We start from the raw sequence: 13682 nt of genomic DNA on the forward strand, positions 1-13682 counted from the left end.
TTCCATTTTGATTTTATCATAACCGGTTAAATATAGGCAATTTTACTTTTGGCCTATAAAATGAAACTTCTGTAACATTCATTTTTCAAAATGTATATAGGGCGTAGCCACATAAGTAGATACGCCCCTTTCTCAATAATTTATTTATTTACCTCTTCTTTCATTTCGTCTTTTGGAGCATTCTTATACTTATCTGTGTATACATACAGAAAACTTAACAGTAATGCCAGATAATATCCTGAAGCCGGTGCGGAAAGAATATGACCAGCCGCAAAGGCAATACCTAACCCTAATCCTGCTCCAATCCCAAAAATCATTGTCGTCCGATTTAAAAGGGCGAATTTGCTTTTCCATATATTCCGTAAGATTATAAACCCAATAAATATGAAGGGGGCAAATAAAGTAATGAGTCCGACCACACCAAAGTTGAAAAAGTAATCAAAAAAGTCCATCTCAACCAATTTTGGCATACGCCCCATACCAAATACCTTTTGCATCATGGGTGCATCATCGTAATGCTCCCACTGATTGGCCAGATAATCCCCTCTGCCACTTAGTAACACCTTCCTCACTTCTTCCGCTGATGGCTGTTTCTCAATATTTTCCTTTTCCTGATCTAACCCCTGTTTTTCCGGATTATTAAATTGAAATAAATCAAGAACTTTCGTATCTAAATTATTACCGATGGCTGTATTTGGAATCATAAAGACTGAAAAAACAGCCAGGACACTGACTAAAACAAGATTATGCCATTTTTTTCTGTTCTTGATAAAATCAATCAGGGTGATAACCAAGACCGTTGCCAATACAATTAACATGGCTATTAAACCTACTTTTGTGCCAATGGTAAGCATCGACCATAAAATAAAAAATAAAAAAGGCAACATTATCATTTTTCTCGTTAATACTTTGGAGCTTATAAAATAAAGAAGAATGATTCCAAGTCCCATGGCTAAAATGGCACTTAATTCATTAGCTGAAAAAAACCATCCTGAATGACCTGCTTTAGCCAGGGCATTATAGCTTCGTTTTCCTGTGTCTGTCAGTTCAGCAATTACCATTACAGCACCTATCATGGACAGGGCTATGGAAACATATTTCTGGATGATACGCTGCCAATCTTCTCTTTCGCTAAATGCTTTGAAAATATACGTATAAATCATGACCATCAAAATAACATAAGTGGTTTTAATGATATACTCAATTTCAACTGTTAAGGAAAACTCCTGTCTAAACATGAAGGTAGTAATCAAATTAATGAGCATTAGGAAACCTAAAATAAAGATATAGATCATAGCCTTCTTTTTATGTTTCAAACCAGGTTTAAAAAGTATATAAATAAAACCGATCAGCATAGCTAATGCACGTATTGGTGTGGATAATGGTAAGCCTATAAAAGCTAATAGATCTAATATTGGCTGAAATAAAATAAATATTATAAAAAATAATTCAATTTTTCGATGTATATCAGAATTTTTCTCCAGGATACTCATTATTATGCCCCTCCGCTAATTCTATCTTGTTGTTACGTCTGTTTACGCTGTTTTCATCATTATACAATGGGATAATGACGTTTACTAATGTTTTATTATCCAATATCCCCATAAAATTATGACAATAATTTATTGTAAGATTTGCATATATTCCAGTCAATAATTATCTTGAAAATTAATGTATTTGTAATATGCGGGAAAGTGACAGCTGTTCATGCGACCAGGTAAACAGGAAGTGATTTAGGGCTTTTGCTCCACATCTTTTTCTCTTTGGTAAGTCTTCTCTTTTGCTAACAGCTTCCACAGCATTTTCGTTACAGGCTTTTTCCCTTTTCCCACAATCCCAACAATCTCCGCAAAAATATGAATCAAAATCAGCAATGCGAACATCACCAAGTAAGACACGGTTAAATTCGTTGCCAGCGAAAACAGAATCGCAAGCCCGCCAAACAGCACACTGAATCCATACAAAATCAGGACAGTGGTGCGATGGCTGAATCCGGCGGCAAGAAGCTGATAGTGAACGTGTTTTTTGTCGGGCATCATGATTGGTTCTTTATTGACCATTCTGCGGACAATGGCGAACAGGGTATCCAAAATCGGAACACCCAGCACGATGATAGGAATAATAAAGCTGAATAAGGCAATATTTTTAAATAACCCTAACATAGATATGACTGCGACGGAATATCCAAGAAACAGGGATCCGGTGTCCCCCATATAAATTTTTGCCGGATGAAAATTGTGGAACAGGAAGCCCAGATTACTGCCAATCAGTGACACACAGATATAAACGACGATTAAACGATAATCAATAATCGCCATCACCAAAATGCTTGATATGGCAATCGTGGACACGCCGGCTGCGAGCCCATCCAATCCGTCAATGAGATTAATCGCATTGGTGACGCCTACAATCCAGAGAATTGTAAGCGGAATGCTGAAATAGCCGAGTTCAATGACACCGAAAACCGGCAGTGTGATCTTTTCAATAATAATCCCGTCCGAAATCAGGACCACAGCTGCCAGCAGCTGACCTGAAAGCTTAATGATCGGCCGGATCTGATATTTATCATCAATCATCCCTGTAACAACGACAATTAATGAGCCAAGAGTAATGGCGGACATCTGCGGATGATCCGGAAATATATAGAGCATTCCGAGAACCGTTCCCAGATATATACTAAGCCCCCCTAGTCTTGGGGTGACGCTTGTGTGTATTTTTCGATGATTGGGTACGTCCATAACACCCATTTTCAACGCCAATTTTTTGATCGGATAGGTTAACAACAGGCTTGAAATCAGTGCTATGAAGAAAGCGACAATTAATTCGGTTAGATTAAACATATTATCCCTGCTTTTACGTAAATTCACTCTAATTATCTTACCATAATTTGTCGAGTTTGTGACCAATCTTACCCTTAGTATTAAGTAACAGGGGTGCTTTTATAAGGGGAATGGGGAATCGACAAAAACTGTTATTTTGGGTGGGGTGGCGGATTGATTCGCGGGGTTGCGGGTTAATTTCATTGGTTTTGGATGGATTTGGTTGTTTGGGGATATTCGCAGGTGTTGCGGATTAATTCATCTGTTTGGGGATTAATTCCGATAAATGTAGATTAATTTATTTAAAATCGTAATTATTTCTGAAATGGGTTGAATTATTTTTAAAAGTGGAGGGATTATTTGTAAAATAATCCGGGATGGGGTGGATCAATTGGAAGTATCTCGAATGAATTCAGCAGTTTTCAGACGATAATGCTCTATCTAGGTTTAATTCCCACAACTCTGGATCAATGAACCCTTCTGCGGACTTATCATTAACTTTCTGGATCAATCCTTCAACTTTTGGATTAATCTCTTTCAAAATCGGATTAATTAATTTTAAATTTGGAGGAATTACTTTTAAAACGCGCTTAATCCACGAGTAGCTGGATTAATAATGATAACAATGGATTAATTCCAAATCCACAGGCATAATTCCCCTGTCTCGGCTTATTCTCCCCAAAAGCCGCTGCTCCAAATCATATCCATCAGGCATTACCTGGTACCTCGCTCGAATTTTTATTAAAACAAAAAAGTCTTGCAGAGATATTCTCCACAAGACTTTTTTTAATTTACTTTAGTTCTCTAAAGCGGTGAGGGACAGTCCCTATTTATTTTTCCTTACTAAACCACCCGACAACTTTCCGGGAAAAGTCGTCAAAATAGGTGTAGACGACTGGAATCAGTAACAACGTAAAGATTGCTGAAACTGTAAGTCCAAAGATGATCACAATTGCCAGTGGCTGCTGGGATTCTGAGCCTTCGCCGAGACCCAGTGCCAGTGGGATCATCCCGAGCACAGTTGTTAGGGTCGTCATGAGAATCGGGCGCATTCGGCTTGGGCCTGCGTTCAGGATGGCCTCATACCGCTCCTGGCCGCGATTTCTCAGGATGTTGATATAGTCGACCAGCACAATGGCGTTGTTGACGACGATCCCGGCGAGCATGATGAACCCAATGAAGGCCGGTATGCTTAGCGGCGTCTGGGTGACATACAGTCCGACGATAACCCCGACAATGGTGGCTGGCAGTGAGAACATAATGACAAATGGGTGCAGGAAGTTCTCAAACTGCACGGCCATGACCGCGTAAACCAGGAATATTGAGAAGATTAAGGCTAAGCTTAATTGCCCAAAGGATTCAGCCATATCCTGCGCCTGGCCTCCAACCGAGTAGGAGTAGCCTTCAGGGAATTTCATGGTGTCGAGTTTTTCTTCCACATCGGTCATGATGCTTCCCAGATCTCTGTCGACAATATCACTGCTGATGCTTATCTGACGCTGCTGGTTTTGACGGCTAATGGTGCTTGGTCCCTGAATCTGTTCCAGTTCAGCTACCGTTGAGAGCGGAATGAGTGCTCCTGTCTGAGTCTGAATCGGTAAGGTTTCCAGGTCCTCTATTGTCGTGCGCTGATCTTCAGGCAGCATCACTCTTACGTCCAATTCACTTCCGCCGGTTCGATATCTGGATGCGATTTGGCCGGTGAAGCCCATCTGCACCTGGCTCATAACCTGCTGGTAGCTTAAGCCGTACTGTGCGGCCCGCTCTCGGTCCACATTTACATTCACCTGTGGACTTCCTTCTGATGCTGAGGATTCAGGGTTGTGTATGCCTTCAATATCCTCCATCAAATAGACCACCTGATCGCCCAATTCTTTAAGGACATCATAATCCGGTCCGGAAATTTGCAACTGGACAGGTGAGCCTAAGCCGCCCATGCTGCCTCCCATGGCACTTACGGTGATTTCGGCACCAGGAATTTTTTGCAGGCCTTCATCCATTTGGGTAACGACTTCCGTGGTGGTTACATCCCGATCCTCCTGAGGGACGAGCTGAATCATGTAGCTGGCCTGATTGGACGATCCGCCGCCACCAACCATGCCGCCTGATCCTCCCACGGTGACAAAGTTGGTTTCGATGACATCCTCATAGTTACTGAGCTTTTCATCAACTTGATCCGCTATTCCTTCGGTTGATTCCAAATGTGTTCCTGTTGGTGTGTTGACGTTAATCTGAATTTGGCCCTGGTCCGATTGAGGGATGAACTCAGCCCCAATCATCGGAATTAAGGCCAGGCTTAAAGCAATCGCGGCAATCGTGCCAAATACGGTTGTTTTCCGGTGGCCGAGCACAAATTTCAGAACCCGCCGGTACCCATCATTAATTTTTCCTAATACTTTATCAAACCAGTACCGTCTGCCTTCCTCCTGCATTGATTTTGTCAGCAGCTTGGAGGCAAGCATTGGAATCAGGGTCACGGAAACGACAAGCGACGCCAGCAGTGCAAAGGAAATGGTTAACGCCAGCGGGACGAACATTTCCGCCGCGATGCCTTCCACAAAGATGATTGGCAGGAAGACGACAATCGTTGTAGTTGTCGAGGCAATGACCGCTGGTGCGAGTTCAGATGCCCCCCGCTTGGCTGCTTCTTTCAATGTATGACCCCGCTGCCGGTACGAGACGATATTTTCCAAGATGACGATGGATGAATCGACCATCATCCCGATTCCGAGCGCGAGTCCACCCATGGTCAGAACGTTTACGGTTTCACCTGTAAAGTACATGAGTGAAAATGTTGAAATAATCGCAATTGGAATCGAAAGTCCGATAACAAGTGTTGCCCGGAAGCTTTTCAGGAATAAAAGTAAAACAAGTGCTGAGAAAACTGCTCCCATCAGCATGTTGCGGACAACGGAATCGATGGACATTTTAATAAAGGTTGAATTATCAAAAACAACATCCAGATTGACTCCATCCGGAAGCTCTCCCTGCATATCTTCAACGGCAGCATGCATGGTGTCGGCAACCTCTACCGTATTTCCATCGGTTTTCTTCAGAATGGACAGAACGACAGACGATTTATTATTGACGTAGGAAACCGAGCTTTGATCCTTAGTTTCCCGACTCACATTCGCTATGTCCTCTAAATGGAGGGTTGCCCCATTTGGAGTTTGAACAATCGTTTGTTTGATATCTTCAAGGGACGCATAATCGCCCTGAATACGGATTTGCAGGTCCTGATCCCCTTTGGCAATCACACCGGCCGAGCCTGACTGGTTTGCCGCTCCAATTGCCTGCATAATGCTCTGGGTATTTAACCCATATTGGGCGAGCTTAGCCTGCTTCAGCTCCACCTGAATTTCATCGGTGGTTCCGCCTTCTACTGTTACAGATGCAACCCCGTCCTGTCTTTCAAAATAAGGAACAAGATCATCGTCGGCAATGTTTTGCAGTTCTTTTACGTTATCTCCGGTTAAACCGACCCACATGACCGGCATTTGCTGCGGATCAAAGCGGAGCACATTCGGTTCACCCGCTGTTTCCGGGAGCATGCCCTGCACCGAGGACACCTGCTCCCGAACCCGCAGTAAGGCCGAGTCCAAATCCGCTCCTGTGTTAAACATCATCACCACAAGGGATGACCCCTGGGAAGACTGGGATTGAACCGTATCAATGCCCTCAATGGAGCTTACGGCTGATTCGATTGGTCTTGAGACGAGCTCCTCCACATCTTCCGGAGCAGCTCCTTCATATGTAGTCGCAACAACCGCAATCGGCAATTCGATATCCGGAAAAAGGTCAATGGTTAAATTACGAAGGGACATAATTCCGAGTGCTATGATAGCTGCTACGATCATAACAACGCCAACGGGACGGCGTACTGAAGTATTTACGAGTTTCACTTACTCTTCCCCCTTCATAACTTCCACTTTACCACCATCAGTCAGAGTCAGCTGTCCTTTGGTTACAACCTCTGCCCCTTTCTTGATATCTCCTTTGATGGCTGTGGACTCCGTTTGTGCCCCGAGCACTTCAACCTCTGTATAGTGGGCGGTATTATCCTTAATGACATAAACGTAGCTGGCGTTGTTTTCTTCCACAATCGCCGCTGTCGGGACAATCAGAGCATCCGAAATTTTCTCCTCAGGAATCGTGATTTCCGCAACCATCCCCGGCTTTATTTTATGATCTTCATTTTCAAAGGAAGCTGAGACTGGATAAAGTCCGGTATCATCGGTCTTAACCGCAATGCTTTCAACCGTTGCTGTTACATCCTTTTCGAGTGTGGAGAAATTCAGTGTAACTTCCTGGTCCTCTTTAAATAAATCCAGCTGTTCCTCGGTCACCTGCATACCTGCGTTCAGCGAATCCAAATCAATAATGGATGCTACCGGATTCTGATTGGAAACGAGGGAGTCCTCATTCATCGTCAAATCCTGCACAATCCCGGCAATGGGCGCTTCAATAGCGAGATTCCCCGGTGACGTACGGGCCAGTACCTCATCTTCTTCCACTTCATCGCCATTTTCCACATTCAGCTCAGAGATTTCCCCTGCATTTGTTGGAATCACCTGTGCCATGCGATCAGCTGTCACACGGCCAAAAAATGTCTGCTCAATTGTCAGGGAGCCCTTCTCAACCTGAGCCGTTTCCACAGGCGTAATCAGCTCCTCCTCTTCCTCATCCGCCTGATCGGATTCATTTGTACAGGCTGTCATCAGAAAAGCAGCTGCAAGTAAAACAACCATACCCTTTTTCCACTTCATGACACGTCTCTCCTTTTATGTATCAGATTCTCTAAAATTTATTCGCGATTTATATGTATTACACAGTCCTTAACAATACCAGTATTTTGTACGTATTTAAAGCAAATGGGTTTCATCTTTTTTCCGGTAGGATTCGTTTGTCTATGTGGGATTATACATTGTGGTGCCTGTCACGACCCGGAATTTGTCGAATAATCGCTATGATAGGCATAATTAAAAGCCTCTCGCTTAAGTGAATCAACGAAAGGCTTATCCTCAATCTTTATCTATATGGATCTTATTAACTAGAGGCCTGATCTCTATTCTTCTCTTCTTCGTCATCCTGAACACTGGACCACAGAATGTCCCGGGATAATGCGGCGATCACCGTTGCAGTCACATACATTTGCCGCCTGAAGGTAAAAAATGAAGTATCAATCACTGCTGTTGTACGGTTCGAGAAGACGAGATTGGTTTTATCATTGTTATCATTGGATTTGAGGTACTCTTCGATGTGGTAAAAGGAAAACCAGCTGCAGTTGAACTCCTTTGGTGATTTATTGGGAAAAAAGAATGCTCCCATACCTGGATTGACCGGGATCGGAAGTTTGATATTCGTATTCAGAATATACTCGACCGATTTTCGTCTGCCATCTAGGGATGCACCACCCTCCAGGCAAGCTTTTTCGAGAATCTGCTTTACTGATTTTGTACAAAAAATTTCTCTGCCGGTTTCAATAATTCTGCTTTGATAATCAGGCCCAGAATGAGGAATAATCGCCATCGTTTTCCGATTCACCCGATATGTATCCGTTACATCCATGAAACCTCCTCCTATTCAGAAAAAATGTAGTATGCAGGACAATTGTACTACAAAATCTTCCAAAAGTTAATAAATTTTACAAAATTTTCGTAAAATTTCGTCTGAAAATGTCAAAATATATCTTTTAGCTAAGGATTTAACTCATTTTTCCGATCATACCAAATAACACCTACATGTAAATTCATAAATAATGTCTCCCAAATGAAGAACGCTATATGTAAGCATGGCTTTTCCTGTTTCTTATATTTTGACATATTTTTATAAATTTAAGGAAAAGCTACGCATGATTAACTTTTCATTGAAGGAGGAAATGGATATGTCACAAAAATGGTTATGGAAATTGGGTCTTTCTTTCATGGCCTTTTCCCTTGCAGCAGGCTGTGCTCAAGAGGATAACAACGAACCTGCTGAGGAAGAAACACCAATGGAAGAAGAGGAAAACGGCGGCACTGAGAATGGTAATCAGGGCACAGGAACAGAAAATAGTGGTACTGAGAATGGAACTGAAAATAACGGTACCGACAATGGCAATGGCGAAAATGGTACAGAAGATGACATGCTTCCAGACGAGGAAGAAACGAATGAAAATGGAACTACTGAAAATGGAACTACCGAAAATGGCGGCGAAACTGGCGAAAATGGTACCAACGGCAATGGTGAAGGTTTAAACGAAGGTAATGATGCAGATTTAACCGGAGATGAGGAAGAAGAAGATAAATAAAAATTAAGCTCGAAACCCGTGTCAGCTGATGCGGGTTTTGTGCTGAAAGTTAGGTTCTGCGCTTGACGGTCGTGCTGGCCAGTGAGTGTGCGGTGTTGCTTGTATGGTTTAGGTTAGCAGGAGATTTGCTGAATTAATGAGTTTCTGGATTAAATTCTCAGGTTTAGGATTAATGGACGATGTTTAAGATTAATGAACGGTTTTATGGAATGATTGTCTTTATATTGGCTTGATTGTTTAAGCATCAGATTATTCCTTTCCAAAACCGGATGGATTCTTTTTAAAATTGGACGAATTATTTTAAAATGCGCTCAATTCCGGCTGCGCTGGCTCATTCAAAAGTATAAGGACCCATTCATAAATTTTCAGACGAATAAACTCTATACAGTACTAATTCCCACAACTCCGGATCAATCCCAGCCTGCCAGAAATCGTCCCCGGAAATCTGCCCAAAACACCAAAAAACTACCCCAGCACCAGGAGGTAGTTTCCATTAACCTTCACTATTTACTTCTCAATCGCAAATGTAATTTCTGCTTCACAGGCGACTTCACCGTCTACGGTTGCGGTGCCTTTGCCTTTTCCGATGGGGCCTTTTACCCGGGTGATGTCAACCTCGAGTCTGAGAACGTCGCCGGGTTTGACCTGGCGTTTGAAACGGCATTTATCGATTCCTGCAAGAAAGCCGATCTTGCCCTGATTTTCTTCCTTTTGCAGGATGGATGTGGCGCCTACCTGTGCCATGGCTTCGACGATAAGGACGCCGGGCATGACTGGGTAATCCGGGAAGTGGCCCTGGAAAAAGGGCTCGTTTGCGGATACATTTTTGATCCCGACTGCTTTCTCGCCTGGTGCGACTTCTTCAATTTTATCAACCAGCAAAAATGGGTAGCGGTGCGGGATGACTTCTTTAATTTGACTGTTGTCCATCTCCATCAACTGAACCTCCTTCAGCTTTCCATTGAACATTTTTATGTATGTGAATCACTCTTATCATACCAGAAAATTTCCTCAAACAGAAAAATGGACTTTATCAATGAAAGTCCATCTGGTTATTCCGTCTTGACGATATCAATTATATGCTGCCATGTGGATGGGTCCAAAACATCTGTGGGTTTTCCTTCGCCGATGATGCCATAGCCAACCATTAATCCCCCGGCTAAGGCGATCACGCTCAGAATGGTGATTACGATAATGCGTGCCCATAAGGGGAAAATTCGTTTGCGTGGTTTTTTCGGCTTTTTTTCGGCTTTCTGCGATTTTTGCTTTTTTTGCTCGGCACGTTTGGTTTGTTTTTCTTCTTTCCGGGCTGACCGTTTGCGTTTTCGTGCTTCCTCTTTTGTTTGTGCACGGCTTTTCTTTTGCTCTGTCACCATAGATGAAGCTCCTCGTTCATTTTAAAGATTTATTTGTAATTCACAGGCTGATGAACCAGCTTAGCTCCGGAGCTGATTAATTAGGCCGGCCATCTGATCGCCCATCGAGATGGATTGTGAATTCATTTGGTAAGCTCGCTGCATTTCCAGCATATTGGTCATTTCCTCGCCCATATCCACATTGGACGATTCAAGTGCGCCTACGTGCAGGCCTGGGTCTGGTGCCACTGCGGTCATGCCGGCTGCCGGAACGTTATCCGGAATCCGATACCGATTACCGCCTGCAGTTTCAAGAGAGCGTGGACGATCAATCTCCATCACTTCAAGGGAGGCCTCAACTTGTTGTTGTTCCCCTCTTCTCACCAGAATATTTCCGTTATCTTGAATAGAAATCTCATCCATGTCGCTTTGAAGCACAATCGGCCCATTTTCACCGATCACAGGATTTCCCTGAGCGGTAACCAGGGAGACCTGCTGATTGTTATTGATCGGCTGCAGATAGAAGTTTCCCGCTCGCGTATATTGCGTTTCCGCGGCGCCATTTTCCGTTACCTGCACCTGGAAAAAGTGCTTTTCTCCGCTGAGGGCTACATCCAGAGGACGCTCTGTCTGGGTAATGGTTCCGGCATCCATTCGTACTTTGGTATGCCCCAGCTTAGCACCTGTCCCCTGGCGAAGGCCTTCAGGGGTCTGTCTTGGTGCTTCCCCGTCAATACCGTTTTGATTGATCTGCTGATGAAGCAGGGAGGAAAAATTGGCGGTCCTTGCTTTATATCCTGTTGTACTGGAATTAGACAGATTATGTCCGATTAGATTTAACTTTTGCTGAAGCTGCCCCATCGTTGTGGCTGCAAGATATGAACTACGCATTTAAAATCCTCCTTTAGCGAAGACGCCCGATTTGATTGACGGCCATGTCCATGCTTTTATCATATGCTTTTAATACCTGCTGATTGGCCTCAAAGTTCCGGTAGGTCTGCAGCATTTCCGTCCTCGTCTGCGTGGTATCCACGTTCGACCGTTCAATCATGCCCTGGCGAACTTCAAACGTTACTCCGCCTGCATTACGGGCATTCACCGGTGCTTCACCGTCTTCCTCAAGGTTGTACAGGTCGTTATTTCCTTTAGTAAAATCCTGTGCGGCATTCGGGTGATAAACAATGCCCAGTGGGGTCACTCCGCCATTTGCCTGAATTTCACCGTTTCGGGTTACATTAAACTCATCATTATTGACCTGAATCTGGTTCCCGCCTTCATCAAGAACGTAATGTCCGCTGTTGGTCACGAGAAAACCGTTCGCGTCAATGGTGAAGTTCCCATTTCGGGTATAGCTTGTACCCCCGTCCTGATTCTGAATGGTGTAAAACAGGGAACCCGTGTCATCCGGCATTTGTCCGTTCCAGATGGCCAAATCTGTGGACATGCCTGTTTCCTTTAAATCCCCTTGTCCAAAATCAGGAATCGTCTCCTGCATATAGACACCTGTATTTAAACTCCCAATCAGCTTATTATTCGGGATGTTCACGGAATGATGAACAGGGAGCTGTTTGGAATCGGTCCGTTCAATTAACATTTCAGGAAAAGCCCGCATCGTGGTCTGATCGGCTTTATATCCCGGGGTTAGCGCATTGGCCATATTATTTGAAAGCACATCCTGACGACTCTGCTGTGTCATCATCCCTGATGCTGCTGTATAAAATCCTCTTAACATTATTTCAGCCTCCTGGTGGCAAGTCCATGTTAATTTTTCACATTGGGCAGTTTTTCGATTTGTTCGAGCATAAGGCCTGTCCCTTTTGCCACGCAGAACATTGGCTCCTCGGCAATGATGACAGGTACTTTTAATTCTTCGGATAGGAGCTGATCAAGCCCATTCAATAGTGCTCCTCCACCGGTCAAAATAGCTCCGCGGTCAATGATATCAGCGGAAAGCTCAGGCGGTGTCCGCTCCAGTACAGTTCGCGCAGCTTGTACAATAAGGGAAACCGATTCTTCCAGGGCATCATTGATTTCTTTTGAGTTCACCGTAATCGTGCGTGGCAGCCCTGTGACAAGGTCCCGTCCGCGGATGTCCATTTCCTCATAACGGTTGTCCGGAAATACGGTGGCTACATTAATTTTAATATCTTCTGCTGTACGGTCGCCGATTAACAGCTTGTACTTCCGTTTAATGTGCTGAATGATTTCATTATCAAACGTATCTCCGGCCATTTTTATGGAGGAGGCGGTGACAATATCTCCCATGGACAATACAGCTATGTCCGTCGTTCCACCGCCTATGTCCAATACTAAGTTGCCGCTTGGCTGAAAAATGTCCATGCCTGCACCAATGGCAGCCACTTTCGGTTCTTCTTCAAGATAGACTTTTTTGCCGCCGCTCTTTTCAGCAGCCTCTTTAATCGCCTTCTGTTCGACCTTGGTAATGTTGGTCGGGCAGCAAACTAAAATTCGTGGTTTGGACAGGAAGCCTCTCACATTGATTTTTTCAATAAAATACCTTAACATGGCTTCCGTCACGTCAAAATCAGCAATGACGCCGTCTTTTAACGGTCGAATCGCAATTATATTTCCTGGAGTACGTCCAATCATACGTCGGGCAGCTTCCCCAACTTCCAAAACTTTTCCTGTGTTTCGATCCATGGCAACAACTGCCGGCTCATTTAAAACAATTCCTTTGCCTTTAACATGAATGAGTACATTAGCTGTTCCTAGATCGATGCCAATATCCCGTGAAAACATGAACCATTCGTCCTCCCTGCGTAGCTTTCTATATTACATTTCACCTATTATCCGCAATCGTACTACTCTATTTCTACATTTTAACATAAAAATTGTCATATCGTCTCACATTTTTTCGAAAAAAATATATTCAATATCCGTTGACTGGTGCATGAAGATGCGGATGCAGTGGCGGACTTTTCCTGGTATAGATAAAACTGTCATATTCGGTGCTGCGTCGCTGTACAGGTGCTGTCGTGGCAGAGAGATTTTATGTAACATATGTATTCGTTTTGCGACGTTTATTCTAGCTATGTCCAGGTTCTGCTGCGGCTGCTGGTTCGCTGATTAAAGATAAGCCCGATTATGTTTTCGAACGACCTGGCTCATGTCCATTAAGTATTTCGGGAGAACGCGGCTTGGGGCTGTTCGCTTTGGAATGAGTTCTCTTCGTGGCTGTTTGTAATAGGTGAGCTGGGT

Annotated in this window: 11 protein-coding genes and 1 pseudogene; 1 reads left to right on the top strand and 11 read right to left on the bottom strand. The window is 43.8% G+C overall.

The window, feature by feature from the left end; genetic code table 11:
• Positions 1–140: 140 nt before the first annotated feature.
• The 5 genes from ACZ5OK_RS15655 to ACZ5OK_RS15675 form a co-directional block, all read right to left on the bottom strand.
• Positions 141–1493, bottom strand: a complete 1353-nt coding sequence (locus ACZ5OK_RS15655; RefSeq protein ID WP_343838445.1) for an O-antigen ligase family protein — start codon at positions 1491–1493, stop codon at positions 141–143.
• Between the two features lie 240 nt (positions 1494–1733).
• The gene (locus ACZ5OK_RS15660; RefSeq protein WP_343838447.1) at positions 1734–2840 is read right to left on the bottom strand and encodes a glycosyltransferase family 4 protein; all 1107 of its coding nucleotides are present in this window, start codon (positions 2838–2840) and stop codon (positions 1734–1736) included.
• Between the two features lie 809 nt (positions 2841–3649).
• A complete protein-coding gene (locus ACZ5OK_RS15665; RefSeq protein WP_343838449.1) occupies positions 3650–6721 on the bottom strand; it encodes an efflux RND transporter permease subunit in 3072 nt (1023 codons plus the stop codon).
• The gene (locus tag ACZ5OK_RS15670) at positions 6722–7585 is read right to left on the bottom strand and encodes an efflux RND transporter periplasmic adaptor subunit (RefSeq protein ID WP_343838451.1); all 864 of its coding nucleotides are present in this window, start codon (positions 7583–7585) and stop codon (positions 6722–6724) included.
• A 280-nt stretch (positions 7586–7865) separates the two neighbouring features.
• The gene (locus ACZ5OK_RS15675; protein ID WP_343838453.1) at positions 7866–8387 is read right to left on the bottom strand and encodes a competence protein ComK; all 522 of its coding nucleotides are present in this window, start codon (positions 8385–8387) and stop codon (positions 7866–7868) included.
• Positions 8388–8703: 316 nt separating this feature from the next.
• On the opposite strand from ACZ5OK_RS15675, the gene ACZ5OK_RS15680 reads away from it, so the two are divergent.
• The gene (locus ACZ5OK_RS15680) at positions 8704–9108 is read left to right on the top strand and encodes a hypothetical protein (RefSeq protein WP_464758227.1); all 405 of its coding nucleotides are present in this window, start codon (positions 8704–8706) and stop codon (positions 9106–9108) included.
• Between the two features lie 507 nt (positions 9109–9615).
• Here ACZ5OK_RS15680 and fabZ read toward each other — a convergent pair.
• From fabZ to mreB, 6 genes and pseudogenes are all read right to left on the bottom strand, one after another.
• The gene (gene fabZ, locus ACZ5OK_RS15685; RefSeq protein ID WP_343839017.1) at positions 9616–10038 is read right to left on the bottom strand and encodes a 3-hydroxyacyl-ACP dehydratase FabZ; all 423 of its coding nucleotides are present in this window, start codon (positions 10036–10038) and stop codon (positions 9616–9618) included.
• 122 nt (positions 10039–10160) lie between these two features.
• Positions 10161–10325, bottom strand: coding sequence for a DNA-directed RNA polymerase subunit beta (locus tag ACZ5OK_RS15690; protein ID WP_464758802.1), 165 nt, complete (start codon positions 10323–10325; stop codon positions 10161–10163).
• A gap of 21 nt (positions 10326–10346) precedes the next feature.
• A pseudogene (locus ACZ5OK_RS15695) lies at positions 10347–10493 on the bottom strand (hypothetical protein); the annotation flags it as partial.
• 51 nt (positions 10494–10544) lie between these two features.
• Positions 10545–11354 carry a flagellar hook-basal body protein gene (locus ACZ5OK_RS15700; protein WP_343838459.1) on the bottom strand — a complete coding sequence of 270 codons (810 nt, stop codon included), beginning with the start codon at positions 11352–11354 and terminating at the stop codon, positions 10545–10547.
• 13 nt (positions 11355–11367) lie between these two features.
• Positions 11368–12195 carry a flagellar hook-basal body protein gene (locus ACZ5OK_RS15705; RefSeq protein ID WP_343838461.1) on the bottom strand — a complete coding sequence of 276 codons (828 nt, stop codon included), beginning with the start codon at positions 12193–12195 and terminating at the stop codon, positions 11368–11370.
• 29 nt (positions 12196–12224) lie between these two features.
• Entirely contained in the window at positions 12225–13223 is a 999-nt protein-coding gene (mreB, locus tag ACZ5OK_RS15710; protein ID WP_343838463.1) for a rod shape-determining protein, read from the bottom strand.
• Positions 13224–13682: the final 459 nt, after the last annotated feature.

It is taken from the genome of Salinibacillus aidingensis, from assembly GCF_055393355.1.